We start from the raw sequence: 19,844 nt of genomic DNA, 5'->3' as shown, positions 1-19,844 counted from the left end.
CAAATCCCGTGTCTCCAATCTTTATGCGGGTGCCCCTTTGAACCTTGGGAGTTAGGCACCATGACCCAGTCGTCTGTGGAGCCCAAGACCACCGCGGAAGAGGCCGGCGACGGCTCTCTGAACCCCGCCGGACGTTCTTGGCTCGACCGGTACTTTCACATAACCCACAGAGGATCCAACGTCGGCAATGAGGTTCGTGGCGGTATCACGACCTTCATGGCCATGGCGTACATCCTCCTGCTCAACCCGCTGATCCTCTCCGGCAAGGACGTCGCCGGAAACACGATGGCGCCCGCGGCGCTGATCACGGCCACCGCCTTCGCCGCGGCCCTGACCACGCTGCTCATGGGCTTCGTCGGCAAGGTGCCGCTCGCGCTCGCCGCCGGTCTCTCCGTGTCCGGTGTGCTCGCCTCGCAGGTCGCCCCCCAGATGACCTGGCCGCAGGCCATGGGCATGTGCGTGATGTACGGCGTCGTGATCTGTCTCCTGGTCGTCACCGGCCTCCGAGAGATGATCATGAACGCGATCCCGCTCGCGCTCAAGCACGCGATCACCATGGGCATCGGCCTGTTCGTCGCCCTCATCGGCCTGGTCAAGGCCGGCTTCGTGGGCAAGGGGTCGGAGTTCGGCCCCCCGGTGCAGCTCGGTTCCGTCGGTGAACTCGCCGGCTGGCCCGTCCTGCTCTTCTGCATCACCCTGCTCGCCATCTTCATGCTGCAGGCCCGCAAGGTTCCCGGCGCGATCCTGATCGGCATCGTCGGCGGAACCGTCCTGGCCGCGATCCTGAACGCCATCGTGGACATCGACCCGAAGGCCTGGAAGAACGGCGCGCCGGAGCTCACGGGCTCCGCGGTCTCGATGCCCGACTTCTCGCTCTTCGGCAAGGTCGAGTTCGGCGGCTGGGGCGACGTCAGTGCGATGACGATCGGCATGATCGTCTTCACCCTCGTTCTCGCCGGCTTCTTCGACGCGATGGCCACCATCATCGGCGTCGGCACCGAGGCCAAGCTCGCCGACGACCAGGGCCGCATGCCGGGCCTGTCCAAGGCGCTGTTCATCGACGGTGCCGGTGGCGCCATCGGTGGCGTCGCGGGTGGCTCCGGCCAGACCGTGTTCGTCGAGTCCGCGACCGGCGTCGGTGAGGGTGCCCGCACAGGCCTCGCCTCCGTCGTCACCGGTCTGTTCTTCGCCGCCTGCCTCTTCTTCACCCCGATCACCCAGATCGTCCCGGGTGAGGTCGCCTCTGCGGCCCTGGTCGTCATCGGCGCGATGATGATGCAGAACGCCCGCCACGTGGACTGGTCCGACAGCGCGACCGCGATCCCGGTCTTCCTGACCGTCGTGATCATGCCGTTCACCTACCAGATCACCGCTGGTGTGGCCGCCGGTGTCATCTCCTACGTGGCCATCAAGGTCGCGCAGGGCAAGGCCCGTGAGATCGGCGCCTTCATGTGGGCACTGACCGCCATCTTCCTGGTGTTCTTCGCCCTCAACCCGATCGAGGGCTGGCTCGGGGTCCACTGACCCGGCCGGATCCGGTCGGTACGGACAGCGCAGTCGTACGAGAACCGCACCCTCCACGTATCCGATACTGGAAACCGAACCCCTCCGAGGAGGCCCTCATGCTGGACATCGCCGAAGAACTCAATCGGTGGGTCGAGCAGGGACGTGACTTCGCGGTCGCCACGGTCGTGGCGGTCGGCGGAAGCGCACCCAGGCAGCCCGGAGCCGCACTCGCCGTCGACGGCGAGGGCACGGCGATCGGCTCGGTTTCCGGTGGATGCGTGGAAGGTGCGGTGTACGAGCTGTGCCGGCAGGCGCTCGAGGACGGCGAAACCGTTCAGGAGCGCTTCGGGTACAGCGACGACGATGCCTTCGCCGTGGGTCTGACCTGCGGCGGAATCATCGACATCCTGGTGACCCCGGTCAGCGTGGGCTCTCCCGTACGGGAGGTGTTCGCGGCCGGTCTGGCCGCCGCCGCCCGTGGGGAGGCTGCGGCGGTCGCCCGGATCGCCGAGGGCCCGGCCGAGCTGATGGGCCGCGCCGTACTCGTCCGTACCGAAGGCGCCTGGGAGGGCGGTTTCGGCGGACACCCCGAGCTGGACCGCACCATCGCCGAAGAGGCCCGCGCCATGCTCGACGCCGGCAGGACCGGCGTACTGGAGATAGGCGCCGACGGCCGGCTCTGCGGAGAGCCGCTCAAGGTGCTGGTCGAGTCCAGCGTCCCGCCCCCGCGGATGATCGTCTTCGGTGCCATCGACTTCGCCTCCGCCCTCGTGCGGATCGGCAAGTTCCTCGGCTACCGGGTGACCGTGTGCGACGCGCGGCCCATCTTCGCGACGAAGACCCGCTTCCCCGAGGCGGACGAGATCGTCGTCGACTGGCCGCACCGCTACCTGGAGAGCACGGATGTGGACGGCCGGACGGTCCTGTGCGTGCTCACCCACGACGCCAAGTTCGATGTCCCGCTCCTCGAACTGGCCCTGAAACTGCCCGTTGCCTACGTCGGCGCCATGGGCTCCCGCCGCACCCACGAGGACCGCAACAAGCGGCTCCGCGAGGTCGGCGTGACGGAGCTGGAACTGGCCCGGCTGCGCTCCCCGATCGGCCTGGACCTCGGCGCCCGCTCCCCCGAGGAGACCGCGCTGTCCATCGCCGCCGAGATCGTCGCCAACCGCCGAGGCGGCACCGGCGCCGCCCTCACCGGCGCGCACATCCCGATCCACCCCGACGCCTCGAACACGGTGGTCGGCCGGATCGGCTCCGTCGCCTGACCGGCGGGCACCCGTAGCCGAGGACCCGGAGCAGAGACCCGAAGCAGAGAAAAGGGCGCACCCCGTGGGGGTTGCGCCCTTTCGCCGTTGCGCCTATTTTACCGGCCGGTAACAGGAGGCACCCTCTCCATCCCTTCCCCACACCGGAGTTGAACGGATGTCACGTACCCTCCGCACCCTGGGCGCGCTGGCCGCGGCCACCCTGCTGACCGCGATCGCGCCCGCGGCGGCCGCGCCCGGAGACGGGCTGCGCGAGGTGCTCTTCGTCGGGAACAACTGGGAGGGGACCGCCGACGTCCTCGCCTCCACCGGCGACCTCGCCAAGGTCGGCCGGATCAACGTGATCCCCGACAAGGAGGAGCGGCTCCGGGAGATCTACCTCAACCCCGTGAAGCTCGGCTTCTTCCTGGGCATCCGGGCCACCGCGGGCGAGGGCCACGACCAGTTCGTGGACGACATGTACACCACCCCGGACGGCTCGGCCGTCGTCGCCTCCCGGCCCAGCTTCGCCGACGTCGTCTCCATCGACGTGCGGTCGGGCCGGGTCAACTGGCGCTTCCCCGTCGCTGGTTACCGTGCCGACCACATGGCCGTATCGCCGGACGGAACGCGGGTCGCGGTCTCCGCCTCCACCGCCAACACCGTCCACGTCCTCGACATCGCCACGGGCCGGCAGATCGGCTCCTTCGGCACCGGCGACAAGCCCCACGAGAACACCTTCAGCCGCGACGGCCGCTTCCTGTGGAACAGCTCCATCGGCGACGTGACCTCCGCCCTGGACGCGCCCTGGCTGGACTGGACGAAGGGCGACCGGAAGATCACCGTCGTCGACGCGCAGACCTTCCGCACGGTCCGGGTGATCGACATGCGGGAGCGGCTGGACGCCTTCGGCCGCAAGGACCTGTCCGACGCCGTGCGCCCCGTCTCCTTCAGCCCCGACGAGTCGAAGCTCTACTTCCAGGTGTCGTTCTTCAACGGCTTCCTGGAGTACGACGTGGCCACCGACCGCATCACCCGCCTCAAGACCCTCCCGGAGAACCCCGCCACCAGCACCGACCGGACCAAGTGGGTCAACGACTCCCGCCACCACGGGATGTCCATGAGCCCGGACGGGGCCAAGCTCTGCATCGCGGGCACGATGGACGACTACGCGACCGTCGTGGACCGGGCCACCCTCACCGAGGGGCCGCTCGTGCCCGCCGACAAGCCCTACTGGGCCACCGTCGACGGCGACGGCACCGCCTGCGTGATCTCCGAGAGCGGTTCCGACCGGGTCACGGCCATCGACTTCGCCACCGGCACCAAGCGGGTGTCCGTACCGGTGGGCGACCACCCGCAGCGGGTCCGACTCGGTCACGTCCCGGCCGGGTGGACCGGCCCGACGGCCCGGTAGCCGGGGAGCGGCCGCCCGCGGCGCGAGTTCAGCGGTCGCGGACCGGTGATCACAAGAGTGGTTCGGCCGATCACTAACTGGCCAAACGGGCAGATCAAGCCAATTTGGGATGACTGGTCCGCGATGGCCGATTAGTCTCGTGATCATGGTGGACATCCGTGACGTACCCGAGGCAGACATCGACCGCGCCCTGGAACTCGCGTACCTGGTCTTCCACGACCGGCCCGAGAAGGAGCGCCGCGAGAAGCACCACGCGCTGCTGACCCGGTGCGGCCGGATCGGCGCCTACGACGGGGACACGGACACCCTGGTCGGCTTCATGGCCGCGCACGACTTCCGGCTCTCGGTCCCCGGGGCGGACCTGTCCTGTCCCGGGCTCACCTTCGTCTGCGTCGCCCCCACCCACCGCCGCCGCGGCGTCCTCACCGCGCTCATGGCCGAACAGCTGCGGCGCGCCGCGGCCGCGGGCAGCCCGATCGCCGCCCTGTGGGCCTCCGAGGCCGCCATCTACGGCCGCTTCGGCTACGGCGGAGCCACCACCGGCGCCACCATCGAGATCGACTCCACCCGCCCGCTCGCCCTGCGCATCGCACCGGACCGGCGCCCGCTGCGGCTCGTCGCCCCGGAGGAGGCGCTCGAACTGATCGGCCCCTTCCACGAGGCCGCCCGCGCCGGCCGGGCCGGCCGCCCGACCCGGAGCCCGGAGCGCTGGACCGAGGAGTGGCTGTCCGAACAGGACGAGGAGGACGAGGAGTTGAGCCCGCCCCGGATCATCGTCCTGGGCGAGCCGGGCGAGCCCATCGCCGGATACGTGCTCTACCGCACCAAGCCGGAGGACGACGCGGGCACCGCCGCCGGGCGCACCCGCACCCCCGGCCTGGTCCGCGTGGACGAACTGGAGGCCGACACCCCGGCAGTCGCCGCCGCGCTGTGGGAGTGCCTGGCCGCCCTCGACCTCACCGGCAGGGTCCGCGCCTGGGGCCGCCCCGCCGACGACCCGCTGCTGCACTTCGCCGCCGACCGGGACCAGGTGCGGGTCACCGCCCAGTTCCCGGCGCTCTGGCTGCGCCTGGTCGACGTACGGGCCGCGCTGACCGGGCGGTCCTGGGCCGCGCCGGTGGAACTGGTGCTGGAGCTGACCGACGTACGGCTGCCCGCGAACGCCGGACGGTTCCGGCTGAAGGCGGGGCCGGGCGGGGCGACGTACGAGGCCGCCCGCGCGGCGGCGGATCTGGCCCTGGACGTACGGGAGCTGGCCGCCTGCTACCTGGGCGGGACACGGGTCACCGAGCTGGTCGCGGCCGGGCTGGTGGCCGAGCACACGCCGGGCGCGGCCACGGCGCTGGACGCGGCCCTGCGGACGCCGCTGCTGCCGCACACGGCCGACGAGTTCTGAGGCGGCCGGCGGCCGGCGGTCGGCGGGGGTCGGGGGTCGGGCGGGGGCGGGCGAGCGGTCCGCCCCCACCCCCACATGATCAGGCAGGCAGGGAGATCCGCGCGGCCGACATGCCGAAGCCGGAGCTCCGGACGCCGGTGGCCAGGACGCCGGCCGGCCGGTGCAGATCCTCCTCGCGGTAACGGCGGCACTTCCGGTGCCAGTTGAGGATCCCGGCGAGCCAGTCCTGGAGCTCGCCGACGTACGCGTCGAGCCCGGCCCGGGCGCCGACCTCCAGCTGCCAGTCGTCGTAGAGCACCGGCAGCTGCGTCGCGACGATGTGCTCGAACTCCTCGATGCGCCGGGCCATCAGCTCATGGCAGATGTGCAGGGCCTCCGGGTAGCCGATGTCGAAGAAGTTCCGGGTGACGAGCACGTAGTTGTGCACCTCGCCCTCGACCTCCACCTCCTTCTGGTACGAGAAGATGTCGTTCATCATGCAGGCGGCGTCGGCCGCCGCGTTCTCCAGGGACCGGACGGTCCCGGACCGGTAGACCTCCTCGGGGATGCCGCGACCCGCCTGGCCGAGCCGGCACAGGTACATGGTGAGGTGCGAGCCGAAGGTGTGGCGGCGCATCTCGGCGTAGTCCACCGGGTCCGGGATGCGGTTCAGGATCTGGTTCTCCATCTCCCACACCCAGCTCTCCAGCATGCTGACGAGCGTGGCCCGGAACTCGGTGCGCACGGCCGGGGCCATGTCCCGGCCGGTGCGCACCCACAGGTCGGCGAGGGAACGTTCCATCGCCGTGCGGGGCACCGGCTGATCGGCGTGGTCGACCGGGATCATCGAGACCAGCCGGGCGGTGGTCGCCTTGGCGGCGGAGAGGTTCTTGGACTGCGCGAAGACCACCGGGTAGTAGTCGTCCCCGTACGTCCCCCAGGTCAGCCAGCAGGCGTTGAGCAGCAGCGCCTCCGCAGTGGCGTCGGGGTCGATGCCGGCCGAGCAGAGCGCGAAGTCGTAGCCGCGCAGCTTCTCCTCGGTCCAGATCGCCGAACCGGGGTCGCCGGGCTGCGGTTCCAGCAGGCCCATGCGCCGGGCCCAGTCGACCGAGCCCTCGCGGGCGTGGTCCAGGTGCGGGCTGAGGGAGAGCGCGAACGGCATGCGGATGTCCGGGATCACGGAGGGGCCGGTGCGCTCGTACGGGACGTGGGTGAAGGAGCGGCGGCGCAGGTCCATCGAGCGCCTGGTGAAGACGGAGCCCAGGTCGAGGGCGGTGGTGCCGAGTCCGGTCGGGAGGAAGGGCAGGGTGAGCGGGGCGGTGGCCTTGGCATGCGCGTTCATGTAGCGGCCGGAGACCATGTGCCACTCGTGGCCGCCCGACTGCCAGTCCTGGAGGCCCTTGGCGTAGGCGAGGACGGCCGCGATCTCCTCCGGGTCCATCGCGTGGTCGGCGAAGAGCTGGGGGAGTTCGGCGAGCGCGGTCTGCTCGAACTGCTGGAGGCGGGAGGTGAGGAGGTCGTTGGCGGCCTCGGCGGCCTCCTGGGTGGTGCAGCCGAGGAAGGTCTCCAGGACCAGGACGGCGTTGGACAGCTCGCCCTCGTCGGTGACCTCGCGCTCGTAGGAGAAGATGTCGTTCCTGATGTGCACGGCGTCGGAGAACGCGTCGCGCAGGACGCCGAGCGCGCGCGAGTGCGCCACGCGCGCCGGGACCGCGGCGGAGACGTACTCGATCAGGCCGGCCGACCAGGGGGCGCCGCCCACCTTGCGGCGCATCTCGATGTATTCGAGGGGGTTCGCCACCCGCCCGATGTTGATGTTGGCGAGCTCCCACAGGGACTCGTCGAGGAGGTTCCTCGTGGACTCGGAGAACCGTTCCCTCCAGTCCGCGGACATCGCCGGGACGGTCCGCTCCCACAGGTCGGCGAGGCCCGCCTCGACCGGGTTGACGGGCTCGGGGAAGCCGTCGGCCAGGTCCATCGGCATGAAGGCGGCGAGCCGGTCCAGATGGGCCTTGGCGCCGGCGCGGTCCCGCGAGCGCTTGTACATCTCCAGGAAGTGGTCGTCGAAGAAGAACACCCACACGTACCAGTCGGTGACCAGCGACAGCGCCTCGCCGTCGCAGTCGGGGTGGGTGTACGAGCACAGCAGCGCGTAGTCGTGCGAGTCGAGGTCGGCCTCCTCCCAGACGCCGGAACCCTCCAGCATCCCGAGTGCGCGCGCCCACTGCTTGCTGTGGACCCTCGCGTCCTCCAGGTGGGGGTTCAGTCGCGCCGGATAAGGCACGTAGAAATCCGGCAGTTGGAACGGCTGCGTCACGGCGGGGCCGGCCTTTCGTCCTTTGGTGCGGGGGCCGGGGCACCCGGCCCCCGCACGAGATCAGCAGTGCCCTACCCCGGGCGGGCCCGGGATAAGGAGGAGTTCACCGCTTCAGGTGACGGACGGATCGTTCCGGGGCGCGGGGGCCTGCCGGGGGATAGGAGTGGGCTTCCGGGCGTCGTGTCCGCCGTGTCCGCCGTGCCCGTACTGCTCGGCCTGGAGCCGGAACATGGTCGCGTAGCGGCCGCCGAGCGCCAACAGCTCCTCGTGGCCGCCCTGTTCGACGACCCGGCCCTCGTGCAGGACGTAGATGACATCGGCGTACCGCACCCCCGACATCCGGTGCGTGACGAGGACGACCGCCCGCCGCGGCCCGGCCAGGCCCCGGATGCTGTCGAAGGCGGCGACCTCCGCCTCCGGGTCGAGCGCCGAGGTGGGCTCGTCCACGACGATGACGCGGGCGTCGCGGAAGCGGGTGCGGGCCAGGCCGAACTTCTGCCACTGCCCGCCGGAGAGTTCCGAGGCGCCCCTGAACACCCGGGCGAGCAGGGTCTCGTAGCCGTGCGGCAGCTTCGCGACGATCCGGTCGGCCCCGGCGTAGCGGGCGGCGGCGACCACCTCGGCCGCCTCGTCCACGGCGCGGTCCGGGCCCTCGGCGGCGCCGGGCCTGCCGATGGAGATGTTGGTCCGGGCGGTGACCGGCCAGCGCTCGAAGTCCTGGGTGAGGAGGGCGACCCGGTCGAAGACCTGCTCCCGGTCCGCCTCCCGCACCTCGACCCCGTCCCAGGTCAGCGATCCGGAGTCGGGCAGGTGCAGTCCGGCGAGGAGTTTGACGAGGGTGCTCTTCCCGGAGCCGTTCTCGCCGACCAGGGCGACCACGCTGCCCGCCTCGATGGTGAGGGAGACCCCGGCGAGGGCCGGTTCCTCCCGGTCCGGATAGCTGAAGTGCACGTCGTCGAGCCGCAGCGTGCCCAGCCGCTCGGGCAGCGGCAGCCCGCCGACGGGGATGGCGCGGCGGCCCGCCGCGGCGACGAACCGCTCCAGGTCCCTAACGTACAAGGACTCCTCGTGCAGGGTGTTGGTGGTGTTCACCAGCGCGCCCAGGCTCGCCGAGCCGGTGCGCACCGCGATCACGGCCGTCCCGGCGACGGCGAGGTCCATCCGGCCGGAGACGATCAGCGCTCCCATCGCCCCGTACGTGACGAGGGCGGCGGCGCCGGAGAGCGCGGCGGCGAGCAGCTCGGTGGCGGCCTTGTCCTTGGCGAGGCGGGTGGCCTCGCCCTCGGCGTGCTCGGCCATGTTGCGGTAGTGGCCCAGCAGATAGCGGCCGACGCCGTGCACCCGTACCTCGGGGGCCGACGTACGGGAGATCAGCAGCTGGCCGATGAGCCGGGCGGCCCGTACGTGCTCGACCCAGGTGATCACGGACAGGTAGCGCCGCTGGGCCACCCGCATCGCGCCCCAGCCGCGCGGGGCGGCGATCAGCAGCAGCATGGGCAGCAGCAGCGGGTGCAGCACGGTCAGCACCCCGGCGGTCGCGACCAGCGAGATCACCCCTCCCAGGGTGGCCACACAGGCCCCCACCGTCCGGCGGGCGGAGGGCGGCCCCCACTGGGCGCTGTCGAGCAGCCGCCGGAACTCCCCGTCCTCGATGGCTTCGAGCTCCACCTCCACGGCGGCCTTCAGGTACTGCTCGTACGCGGCCCGCTCCACCTTGGGCTCCAGCCGCCCGGCGGCCGCGGTCGACCGCGAGGCCAGTACGGCGCCCAGTACGGCGACCAGCGCACCCGCGGCGAGGGCGGGCACGGCGTGGTTCAGCCGGTCGGCAGCGCTCCCCGAGCCGAGCAGCGTACGCAGCACCTCGCTGAGGACGAGCAGCCCGACGGCGGAGGTGACCCCCTGCCCGGCCTCGGACACGGCGACGGTGAGCAGGGCCCGCCGGTCGGTGTCCCAGGCGAGGCGCAGGGTCCCGCCGACCATCCGGGGCATGGACCGCAGGGTGGCCAACAGCCGGCTCTCCAGCCGGGCGTAGTCGTGGTTGGACCAGCCGGCGTCGTAGCGCAGGGGCCCGCCGAAGAGGCGGCGCTCGCTCTCGGAGACGGCGGGCTCGGCGGCCGCGGGCCGCTTGAGGAGCCTCATGCGCGGCCACCTCCGCCCGGGGCCGGGTCGAACACCACATGAACGTGCACGGATCGCAAGATTCCTCCCGAGGCGCAGCGTCTGCGAACTGACGCCGGAAGAACGTGGCTGCTCAGAGCGGCGTCACGGGGCGGGGGGAGCGAACGCCCGCACGCAGTTGCGACCGGCCCGAAGACCCCAAGGGACGGCCGGGCAGGGGCCCGTAACGCGGCGTTCGAACCACTCGGGGGTGGTCATGACCCCCTTCGAGGGATTGCGCACCTGGCCGTGACGGCGGGACCGGGGACATGGCGGAGGCCGCCTCCCCGGGTGGGGGAGGCGGCCTCGGTCTGGTGCGGGGTTACGGGCTGGGCAGTGGGAGAGGGGCGGTACCGAGGGTGGGGATGGTCCAGCGCTGGGCAGGGGAGGAATTGCAGTCGTAGAGCCAGAGCTGGGTGCCTGGGGTGGTGTTGAAGTTGCCGAGGTCGAGGCAGCGGTTGGAGGCGGGGTTGTAGAGGCCGTTGTCGGCTCGGGGGAGGAACTTCTGGCTTCCGGCGCTGCTGTCGCAGGTGCGGAGTTCGATGGGCGTGGCGTTCACGGTCCCGGCGCCTGCGGCATTGAGGCACTTGCCCTGGATGCGGACGGTGCCGTCGTTGCGGATCTCGAACTGCTGGGACATCCAGTTGCCGCTGCACCCCCAGATCTGGATCTTGTTCCCTTCGGCGGTCTCCCCGGCGTCGTTGTCGACACAGCTTCCGGCGGCGGCGGTCAGGTTGATGGGGCCCGCGGCTCCGGGAGCGGTGACGGAGGCCGCGTAGGGGTAGACGGCGAGGTTGCTGATGCCGCCGTCGAACAGTGAGTTGACGTATGCGCCGGAGTCCTTGAAGCGGCCCAGGTTGAAGGGGCCGACGGGGGCCGGGCTGCTGGATGCTCCGTGTTGGCCGGTGGCCGCGAGGGTGCCGTTGACGTACAGGCGCATGTGCCCGGTGGTGTGGTCGTAGACGGCGGTGAGCTGGGTCCAGGTGTCGAGAGCGAGCTTGGCGGCGCTGTTGGACTCGTTGGTCAGGTCGTACGGCCACGTGTCGGTGTCCGCGTTGGCGAGACCGAAGCGCCAGACGTTCAGGTTGTGGTCGGGGTACAGGAGTAGGGAGCTGTTGCGGTTGAGGTCTTGGCTGAGGACGACGCCTCCGGCCGCCTTGGCCTTGACCCAGGTGCTGATGGTGAAGCTCTTCCGGGTGTCGATCACCGGGCCGGCGGTGGTGATGGAGGAGCTGGTGTCCTTGAAGGCGGCGTAGGTCGAGTCGCGCCCGCCGATCTTCTCGGTGGGCCAGGTGATGCCGGCCGCGGTGGCGGGGAAGTTGCCGATCGCGCTGGGGACGGTGGTGCCCTTGTGGTCGGTCAGCAGCCACTGTTCCTTCGGCGTGTTGAGGTTGCCCAGGCTGACGGTGCCGGGGTCGACGCCGGTGACGGTGGGGTACGGGACGGTCCCACCGTTGGGCGCCGTGCCGGCGCCGCTGAAGGCGACGAGCTGCTGGTTGGCGTCGACGGCCCACAGGTCGGGGATGCCGTCGCCGGTCAGGTCTCCCTCGGAGCCGACCCGCGGGTAGGTCTTCGGATCGATCTTTCCGGAGATTGCGCCTGCGGACGGATCGGCGAAACCGGTGAGGTCGGGGGCCTGTGCGGTGCCCTTGACCGAGAAGGCGTGGAGGCTTCCGTCGGTCTTGGAGCGGGCCCACAGGGTCGGGAAGTCGGTGCCCTGGGCGCGGCCCGGGGCGATCAGGTCGTAGCCGCCCCACTTCGTGTCGTTGGCGGAAAGCAGGATGGCGCGGGTGGACAGCTGGTCAGCGGCGCCTGCGAGGCTTATCCAGAGCCGTCCGTTCTCAACGAAAAGCAGTGAGGTGCGGGGCAGTAGTGCCGGTGGAGTTGCTGTGTCACCGGTGATCGAGCCGAATGCCGCTATCTGGCTGACCTTGGACCAGTCGGGACCGTAGCCGTTGGCCGCACAGGGGACTGTCCGGAATTTTGTGTACGCCCCGGTGTGACCCGTAAGGCATGAGACGTGGTCTCTGCCGGGAAGGATCACTGATGGGGATCAAGGATGACCGGCCCCGTGAAGGCATCGTACGGACGGGGGCTGAGTTGGCTCGACTGGCGGAGACGGAACGTGACTTGGCTGGGCAGCTCGTGGAGCGGGCCCGCGCGGAGGGCATGAACCTGGTCGGAGAGAACGGGCTGCTCAAGGGACCGGTGAAGCTGGTCCTGGAAGGCGCTCTCGAGAGTGAGATGGCCGACCACCTCGGCTACGAGAAGGGCGACCGGGTCGGGATCGGGTCGGGCCACTCCCGCAACGGCACCAGCCGCAAGCGGATCCTGACGGACGTGGGGGCGGTGGAACTGGACATTCCCCGCGACCGCGCCGGCACCTTCAGCCCGCAGATCGTGCCCAAGCATCAGCGGCGGGCGGAGGGCTTCGACGAGGCGATCCTGTCCCTCTACGCGAAGGGTCTGACCACGGGTGAGATCCAGGCCCATCTCGCGGAGATCTACGACGTGGACGTCTCGCGCGAGACGATCTCCAAGGCCACCGACAAGGTCAGCGCCGAGCTGGACGCCTGGCGCAACCGGCCGCTGGACCGCGTCTACGCCGTCGTCATGATCGACGCGATCGTCCTGAAGATCCGCGACGGCGCGGTCGCCAACCGGCCCGTCTACATCGCGGTGGGCATCAACCTCGAAGGCGAGCGGGACATCCTGGGCATGTGGGTCGGCAGCGGTGGTGAGGGCGCCAAGACCTGGATGACCTGGCTCGCGGAGCTGAAGAACCGTGGAGTCCAGGACGTTCTGATCGCCTGCTGCGACGGCCTGAAGGGCCTGCCCGACTCCATCGCCGCGATCTGGCCGCTGGCGGACGTCCAGCTCTGCGTGGTCCACATGGTCCGCAACTCGCTGAAGTACGCCTCCACCAAGCACTGGTCGCAGATCGCGAAGGAGCTCCGGCAGGTCTACACGGCCGCGACCGCGGACGCGGCCGAGGCCCGGTTCGCCGAGTTCGAGGCCGACTGGGGCCGCCGCTACCCGGCCCTGGTCGCGGTCTGGCGCCGCAGCTGGGAACACTTCGTCATGTTCCTGCGGTTCCCACCCGAGATCCGAAAAATCGTCTACACGACGAACATGATCGAGTCTCTTAACTCCCGCTTCCGCCAGGCCACCCGCCGCCGCGGACACTTCCCGAACGAGGACGCGGCGTTGAAGGTCCTCTACCTCGTCATCCGGGACCGGCAACCCAACCGGCGCAACCCCACCGGCCGGACCCACAACTGGAAGGAAGCGATCAACACCCTCGCCGGCTACTACGGCGACCGCGTCACCGACAACCAGTAACCGCACCACCCGCAAGGAACGTCAGCACCAGGGCTTACACAAAGAAACTGACACTCCCACTTGGCTGGGATGAGCCCTGCAGACGTCGCCAAGAAGCCGGGAGGCTTCAAGTCGTACCTCGGATTGACGAGAGAGAAATCCGAATACGTTATTCAGTTTGAGGTTTGTGCATGCCGAGTTTCTGGACGCCTGAGAGGCGGGCGAGATCACGTCTGGTTCTCCCCCGATGATCTTGATATTGCTCGCGCTGACATTGTGTATGCAGGGCCAGTCAAGGGCTGGGGCAGGTAGCGGGCTTGGATGCCTAAAGGGGGCACTGTGGATTTCTCTGGGTACTCGACGGACCTCGTCGTGGCCGGCCCGGCGGGGCATTTGTTCCGCCGGTTCTCGGTCAGACTTGAAGAAAGATGGCCTGCCCACCTGGTGAATGGGGAGATTTTTCGGTCGTTTGATTTCGGGTCGACATCCATTGATTTCGAGAGTGACGACATGACGTCGGACATTGTCACGTTCTCTCGGGACCGCGAAATGGAGGAATTCTGGGAGGAGGAAGGGTATTCGCTTGACGCCACGGGGGAGGGTCCAGTCGGTATTTTCTATAAGCCGTTCAAGAGGCTCTCCATTCGAGTGGACCGTGGTGTCGAGGTAGAAAATGAAACATCTTGGCAGGATGCGTATATTGCAATTCCGGAAGGGCTTCATCTATCTCTTGCGACGCCTGGAGATCCCTCTAGTGATGCGTTTTCTGGATGGGTCAGGAGCTGCCTTATCCAGTCCCTTTGGGATGCACCGCCGACTATTGGCAGTAGTAACTGAGGGCAGCGCCGGCGGTAGAGCGGTACTTGCGGGAAGGTGGTACCACCATCGGGGCCAGCCAGCCGTCCACGGCACCCCAAGCGGTAGGATGCTGCTCTAATTCTTACTCGGGACCCGAGATGCGGTGGCAGTGTATTGGTGTCCCCTGGATCGTGGACGGTCCGTGACGAATCTGTGGATCGAGGGCGTGCGTAGGAGTTGTAGAGCCCGCTGAGGCATTAATTGGTTCTCTTTGTGGGAATCAGGAGATGACACCCATGAACCCTTTCCGGAAATCTTCCTGGGAGGGGTTCATGGTTCTTTTAGTGGTCAATGCCTCGAAGACCATCCACGCGCCCGAGGGCTGGGCGTTCTCCTGCTCGTTGGTTGAGCGCGATGGCGTCGAGGCCGGACGCGACGTTGCGCCCGCGCCGGCTCCGCTTGGGTGGGCCGGACGCCGCCCCTGGGCCGGGTGGTGTCGAAGCTTTGGGTCGATGTCCGATTCGTCTATGTTTCTACTTGTATGTAGATCCCCGCCTGGGAGGGCACACGCATGTCTTCGATCGATCTGAGCAAGGTTCTGGACAAGGCCTGGGAGGACAAGCCCCTCGCCGAGATCCTCTCCGCCCCCGTGGCGGCGCTGAAGGGGGTCACCGACAAGGACGGTGAGCTGCTTGAGCAGGCGTTCGGGGTCAGGACCGTCGCCGACTTCGGGCAGCTGAAGTTCGCGCGGTGGGCGCACGCGCTCGTCGCGCTGAACCAGACCACCAAGGTGTGACCACCCGGCGGCGTGCAGCTCGCGGTCCGGGTGGGCCGTACGCCGGGGCTTGAGGGAGCGGTCCCCTTCCCGAGTGCGGTGAGGGGGGCTTGAGATAAGGCGGAGGCCGCCTCCCCGGACGGGGAGGCGGCCTCGGTGCGTTGCGCGTGCTACGCGGTGCTGGGAACCGGGAGCGGTGCGGTGCTCAGCGCGGGAAGGGTCCAGCGCTGGGGGTTGCTCTGGTTGCAGTTCCAGAGCTGGAGCTGGATCCCGTTGGTGGTGTTGCCGTGGTCCAGGTCCACGCAGAGGCCGGAGACCGGGTTGTAGAGGCTGCCGTCGGCGCGGGGCAGGAACTGCTGCGCCGGGTGGTCGTGGCAGCCGACGGCCTGGATCAGCGTGCCGGGGGCGGTGCCGGCGTCCTTGGCGTCCAGGCACTTGCCCTGGACGCGGAGGGTTCCGTCGCCGCGGACCTCGAACTTCTGGGCGAAGCCGCCGCTGATCTCGTTGCACTCCCAGATCTGGACCTTGGTGCCGTCCGCGCCCAGGTCGGCGCAGTGGGTACCGGTGGCGGTGTACGAGATCTTGCCGGAGGTGCCGGAGGCCGTGGGGGAGGCGGCGTAGGGGTAGACGGCGAGGTTGCTGATGCCGCCGTTGAAGGGGGAGTTGGCGTACGCCCCGGAGCTCTTGTACCGGCCCAGGTTGAAGGGCCCGACGGGGGCCGGGCTGGTGGACGCCTTGTGGTGGCCGGTCGCGGCGAGCGCGCCGTTGACGTACAGGCGCATCAGGCCGGTCGTGTGGTCGTAGACGGCGCTGAGACGCGTCCAGGTGTCCAGCGCGAGGGTGGCGGCGCTGTTGGTCTCGTTGGTCTCGTCGTACGGCCAGGATCCGCTGTCGCCGTTGGCGAGGGCGAACTGCCAGACCTTCTTGTTGTGGTTGGGGAACAGGAGCAGGGAGCTGTGGTTGTTCAGGTCCTGGCTGAGGACGACGCCTCCGGCCGCCTTGGCCTTGACCCAGGTGCTGATGGTGAAGCTGCTGCGGGTGTCGATGACCGGGCCGGCGGTGGTGATGGAGGAGCTGGTGTCCTTGAAGGCGGCGTACGCCGAGTCGCGCCCGCCGATCTTCTCGGTGGGCCAGGTGATGCCTGCCGCTGTGGCGGGGAAGTTGCCGACCGCGCTCGGGGTGGTCGCGCCGGTCTGGCTGGTCAGCTTCCACTGGGCCTTGGGCATGTTGAGGTTGCCCAGGGTGATGGCCGTGGTGTCGATGCCGGTGACGTTCGGGTGCGCGGCGGCCGTGCCGGCCCCGTTGAAGGCGACGAGCTGCTGGTTGGCGTCGACGGCCCACAGGTCGGGGAGGCCGTCGCCGTTCAGGTCGCCGTTCGAGCCGACGCGGGGGTAGACGGCCGGGTCGACCCGGCCGGTCAGCAGACCCGCGGCGGGGTCGGTGAAGCCGGTCAGGTCCGGGTCGTCCGCCGTGCCCTTCACCGAGAAGGCGTGGAGGCTTCCGTCGCTCTTGGAGCGGGCCCACAGGGTCGGGAAGGCCGTGCCCTGGGCCCGGCCCGGGGCGATCAGGTCGTAGCCGTCCCAGCGCTGGTCGTTGGCGGACAGCAGGACGGCCTTGGCGGCCAGCTGGTTCGTGGAGCCGGCGGTGCCCAGCCACAGGCGCCCGTTCTCGACGAAGAGGAGGGACGTGCGCGGGAGCGCCCCGTCACCGTCCAGGGTGTCGCCGTTGGGGGAGCCGAAGGCCGCGATCTGGGAGACGTTGGCCCAGTTGGAGCCGTACCCGTGCGCGGCGCAGTCGATGGTCGCGCCGGCCGGGTTGGTGCATCCGGAGGGCTTGTTGATAGGGGCCGCCGCCTGGGTGTCGAACAGCCCGCTGCCGTTGTTCGTGTAGAGCTGAAGACCGGTGTTGCCCGGCTGGTGGGCGATCAGGTCGTCGACTTCCTTGAAGCCGAGGCTGCCGCGGTGGGTGATCTGGATGCCGTTCCAGCCGTTGTTGCCGGGAGCGGGCTTGGTCCGGGCGTTGGGCGCCGCGGCGGGGTCGGTGCCGCCGCCGATCTGGCGGAGGTTGCCCGCCGTGTCGGGAAGGAGGACGTCCGCCTTCTTGTCGCCGGTCACGTCACCGAAGAGCGGGGCCGGGCTGTTGGGGTTGGACGGGGCGTAGTAGCTGTAGGCGACGGGCTGTGAGAGGTTGCCCGCGACGTCCTGGGTCTGCAGGTACACGAAGTTGGTGCCCCAGCGCTGCGGGGTGACCTTGATGGTGGCCGTACCGCCGACGAGCTTGGTGACGCCCGGGTCGGTGTCCGTGCACTTCCAGTTGGTGGCGGCGGCCTTGACCGGGTCGGTGGTCCAGCGGGCGCAGGCCAGGCCGGAGCTGCGGCCGCCCGCGGCCGGGGCCGGGTCGGCGCCGGTGAGGGTGAAGGAGCCCTCCTGGTTGACGAGCTTGGGGTGGCCGCCGATGGTGCCGGACTCGGGGAAGTCGGTGGAGGTGACGGCGGCGGTCGGCGGGGTCCGGTCGACGCGGAAGTAGCACCAGTCGCTGTCGCCGCTGGTGAGCGTCTCGTCGGTGGTGCGCGAGGTCCAGCCGTACTGGTGTCCCTCGGTCAGCCGGCCGACGTCGACGGTGGCCGGTCCGTAGCTGCCGTTCCAGCCCGTCTGGGCGTACGAGGTCTTGCCGCCGTCGTCGTCGTCCCAGTACTGGAACGTGGTCATGAGCTGGCGGTTGGTGGCCGAGTAGGTGTTGCTGGTCAGCGTGATGTTGCTGTTCGCCCCGACCCAGCCCGGGTTGTCCCACGGGTGGGCGCCTCCCGGCGTGAAGCAGTCCGCGTAGGAGGCCGTGTCGGCGAAGCCCGGGGTGGGACTGGTGCGCGGGTACCAGATGGTGGGCTTGATGTCGTACGTGATCTTGATGTGCGGAGTGTTGGAGAACCGCTGCCGGTAGTACATGTTGCCCTCGTCGTCCGGCGCGAGGCCGAACGTGAAGTTGGACCACTTGTCCCGGGCAGCGGCTTCCATCTGGGACTTGACGTCGAAGGAGATCTCGCCGGATCCCTTCATCCAGACGATGCCGATCTTGGAGCACCCCTGCATGGTGGAGCCGGTGCCGCAGGGCTGCCGGCTCCAGCTGGTGGGGTTCGAGATCCCGCCGGTCCAGTACAGGCCCATGGGGGTGGCGGTGCTGGGGCTGGAGGAGGAGACGACGGTCGCGTACAGCCGGGCGTCGAGGACCACCGCGCCGTGGATGACGGAGTTGATTCCGACCTGGAAGTAGGCGCGCTCCTTGCCCTTGCGCGTGCAGGACGAGTAGCCGCAGTAGCCGGCGGCGGGCTTGTCCTGGCCGTCGGCGGTGCCGTTGTACTCGTTGGTGTCGGGGTACGCCTCCTGGACCTGGGACCAGGCCTGGGTGCCGTTGTCGACGTCCGGGTTCCAGCCCGGGTCGATGTACCAGGGGCCGGTGCCCTTCCCGAGGACGGCGTTGTCCGGCACGAGCTGGATGGTCTTCGAGTCGGTCGTGGTGCCGATGGCGGCGACGGCCGCGGCCTGGCCGGGGCCGTCCGCGCTGGAGACCGGCGGCTGTTCGGCGGCGGGCGCGGCGGCCGCTGCGGCGGCAGGGGCGTCGGTGGCGTCGGTCGGGGGTGCGTCGGCGCCGGGGGCCGCCGTGAGGCTGCGCGCCGTACCGGACTTCGCGGCGGGGGCCTGCTCGGTCTGCGGGGCGGTCACAGGGGTGGTCGCCGGGGTCGTCGCGGAGTCCCACATGAGGGGCGTGGGGGCCGTGAAGCGGGCCTTGCCCTGGGCGTCGGCGGCCGTCAGGTTGCCGGCCTTGTCCGCGGTGACGGTCAGTCCGTCGGCGTCGACGGCGAGCTGGAGCTTCTTGACGGCGGGGTCGGCCGCGGCCCGTGCGGTGCGGACGATGAGGACCTGGCGCCAGCCGCCGACGGGGGTGGCGGTCAGCTGGAGGTCGACGTCGGGCAGGACGGCCTTGTAGAGCGCGCTGTCGCCGTTGAGCTGCGGCTTGGGCAGCGGGAAGGGGGCCTTGAGGGCCAGCTTCTTGCCGTCGGCGGTGGTCATCGTGGCCATCGGGCCGGTGCCGCCGCCGGAGAAGCTCAGCTTCGAGGCGGAAGCGGTGGGCGTGACGGTGCCGTCCGGGTTGGTACGGAGGGTCGCGTCGAGGCCGCGCCACTTGCCGTCCGCTCCCTTGACCCGCTGGGGCACGGGGGCGGTGTCGGTGGTGAAGGTGCCGTCCGGGTTGGCGACGGTCAGCGCGTTGCCGGTGGTCAGCCGGTCGACGGCGACGGGCTTCCCGGTCTTCTTCGCCTGGGCCTTGGCGTCCTCGACGGCCTTGGCCGCGGCGCTCTGGGCACCGGGCTTGCCCGTGGGGGCGGGCCAGTCGGTGTTCGCCGGGCCGTGGCCGCGGGCGGCCGCGTCGTCCGCGAGGGCCGGCTGCCCGGTGAGCAGGCCGGCCCCGAGGGCGAGTGCGACGGCACCGGCGACGGGGAGTGCCGAGACACGGGAGGCCCGCCGTCGGCGGGGGCCGGAGCCCGGCCCCGGTATCCAGGATGGAAGTAGTGACGGCCTCACGGTGGCGGGTCCTCGCTGTGGCTGTGGCTGTGGCTGTGGCTGCGGCTGTGGTTTGGGAACTGAGATGGCGTGAGCCAGGCGCAGATTCGCTTCACTTGCGCAATGTGTCAACAAGCCGTGGATACGTGATGCCCCGTTTGCCGGGGGAAGGGGCGGCATGTCCAGTGGGTGATGTTGGTCATGTAAGGATCTTTTAAGAAAACCCTGTACGTGGCGCGAACACGATCCCTACAGTGCGTTCGATTCGGGCTCAGACCGTCCGTTCGTCATGCCTTTTTTGCACTTGTGGGGGATTTCGTTGTTTCGTCGGGCTGGTTACTTCGAGCGCTCGCGCGCGGGACGGTCGCGCGTAGCGGTCGC

Annotated in this window: 11 protein-coding genes; 7 read left to right on the top strand and 4 right to left on the bottom strand. The window is 69.7% G+C overall.

The genetic code is table 11. The annotated features are described in order from the left end of the window. The first annotated feature begins 60 nt into the window (after positions 1-60). The 4 genes from ACFWBN_RS23340 (at position 61) to ACFWBN_RS23325 (ending at position 5,563) form a co-directional block, all read left to right on the top strand. Positions 61-1,524, top strand: a complete 1,464-nt coding sequence (locus ACFWBN_RS23340; protein ID WP_385178833.1) for an NCS2 family permease — start codon at positions 61-63, stop codon at positions 1,522-1,524. A 98-nt stretch (positions 1,525-1,622) separates the two neighbouring features. Next, complete coding sequence (locus ACFWBN_RS23335; protein WP_385178832.1) at positions 1,623-2,774, top strand: XdhC family protein; 1,152 nt, start codon at positions 1,623-1,625, stop codon at positions 2,772-2,774. Between the two features lie 157 nt (positions 2,775-2,931). After that, positions 2,932-4,167: a YncE family protein gene (locus ACFWBN_RS23330; protein ID WP_385178831.1), complete on the top strand. Its 1,236-nt coding sequence runs from the start codon at positions 2,932-2,934 to the stop codon at positions 4,165-4,167. A gap of 145 nt (positions 4,168-4,312) precedes the next feature. Beyond that, entirely contained in the window at positions 4,313-5,563 is a 1,251-nt protein-coding gene (locus ACFWBN_RS23325) for a GNAT family N-acetyltransferase (RefSeq protein ID WP_385178830.1), read from the top strand. A 79-nt stretch (positions 5,564-5,642) separates the two neighbouring features. Here the strand turns inward: ACFWBN_RS23325 and ACFWBN_RS23320 are convergent, their stop codons facing one another. From ACFWBN_RS23320 to ACFWBN_RS23310, 3 genes are all read right to left on the bottom strand, one after another. Next, positions 5,643-7,859, bottom strand: a complete 2,217-nt coding sequence (locus tag ACFWBN_RS23320; RefSeq protein ID WP_385178829.1) for a germacradienol/geosmin synthase — start codon at positions 7,857-7,859, stop codon at positions 5,643-5,645. A gap of 111 nt (positions 7,860-7,970) precedes the next feature. Next, positions 7,971-9,998: an ABC transporter ATP-binding protein gene (locus ACFWBN_RS23315; protein WP_385178828.1), complete on the bottom strand. Its 2,028-nt coding sequence runs from the start codon at positions 9,996-9,998 to the stop codon at positions 7,971-7,973. A 340-nt stretch (positions 9,999-10,338) separates the two neighbouring features. Next, positions 10,339-12,060: a ricin-type beta-trefoil lectin domain protein gene (locus tag ACFWBN_RS23310; protein ID WP_385178827.1), complete on the bottom strand. Its 1,722-nt coding sequence runs from the start codon at positions 12,058-12,060 to the stop codon at positions 10,339-10,341. A 2-nt stretch (positions 12,061-12,062) separates the two neighbouring features. Between ACFWBN_RS23310 and ACFWBN_RS23305 the strand changes: the two genes are divergently transcribed. The 3 genes from ACFWBN_RS23305 (at position 12,063) to ACFWBN_RS23295 (ending at position 14,931) form a co-directional block, all read left to right on the top strand. Further along, positions 12,063-13,358: an IS256 family transposase gene (locus ACFWBN_RS23305; protein WP_385178826.1), complete on the top strand. Its 1,296-nt coding sequence runs from the start codon at positions 12,063-12,065 to the stop codon at positions 13,356-13,358. Between the two features lie 318 nt (positions 13,359-13,676). Then, entirely contained in the window at positions 13,677-14,174 is a 498-nt protein-coding gene (locus tag ACFWBN_RS23300) for a hypothetical protein (RefSeq protein ID WP_385178825.1), read from the top strand. Positions 14,175-14,706: 532 nt separating this feature from the next. After that, on the top strand, positions 14,707-14,931 hold the full coding sequence (locus tag ACFWBN_RS23295; protein ID WP_385178824.1) for a hypothetical protein: 225 nt from the start codon (positions 14,707-14,709) through the stop codon (positions 14,929-14,931). Positions 14,932-15,080: 149 nt separating this feature from the next. Here ACFWBN_RS23295 and ACFWBN_RS23290 read toward each other — a convergent pair whose 3' ends face one another. Then, a complete protein-coding gene (locus tag ACFWBN_RS23290) occupies positions 15,081-19,484 on the bottom strand; it encodes a ricin-type beta-trefoil lectin domain protein (protein ID WP_385178823.1) in 4,404 nt (1,467 codons plus the stop codon). Positions 19,485-19,844: the final 360 nt, after the last annotated feature.

Source organism: Streptomyces sp. NPDC059989 (assembly GCF_042736975.1).
Taxonomy (GTDB): domain Bacteria; phylum Actinomycetota; class Actinomycetes; order Streptomycetales; family Streptomycetaceae; genus Streptomyces.
This window is presented reverse-complemented; position numbering and strand designations above follow the sequence as displayed.

What these genes read in the sequence shown, in the direction of transcription:
- ACFWBN_RS23340 (WP_385178833.1), top strand. Translation starts at nt 61, where the DNA reads ATGACCCAGTCGTCTGTGGAGCCCAAGACCACCGCGGAAGAGGCCGGC.
- ACFWBN_RS23335 (WP_385178832.1), top strand. Translation starts at nt 1,623, where the DNA reads ATGCTGGACATCGCCGAAGAACTCAATCGGTGGGTCGAGCAGGGACGT.
- ACFWBN_RS23330 (WP_385178831.1), top strand. Translation starts at nt 2,932, where the DNA reads ATGTCACGTACCCTCCGCACCCTGGGCGCGCTGGCCGCGGCCACCCTG.
- ACFWBN_RS23325 (WP_385178830.1), top strand. Translation starts at nt 4,313, where the DNA reads ATGGTGGACATCCGTGACGTACCCGAGGCAGACATCGACCGCGCCCTG.
- ACFWBN_RS23315 (WP_385178828.1), bottom strand. Translation starts at nt 9,998, where the DNA reads ATGAGGCTCCTCAAGCGGCCCGCGGCCGCCGAGCCCGCCGTCTCCGAG.
- ACFWBN_RS23305 (WP_385178826.1), top strand. Translation starts at nt 12,063, where the DNA reads ATGGGGATCAAGGATGACCGGCCCCGTGAAGGCATCGTACGGACGGGG.
- ACFWBN_RS23295 (WP_385178824.1), top strand. Translation starts at nt 14,707, where the DNA reads ATGTCTTCGATCGATCTGAGCAAGGTTCTGGACAAGGCCTGGGAGGAC.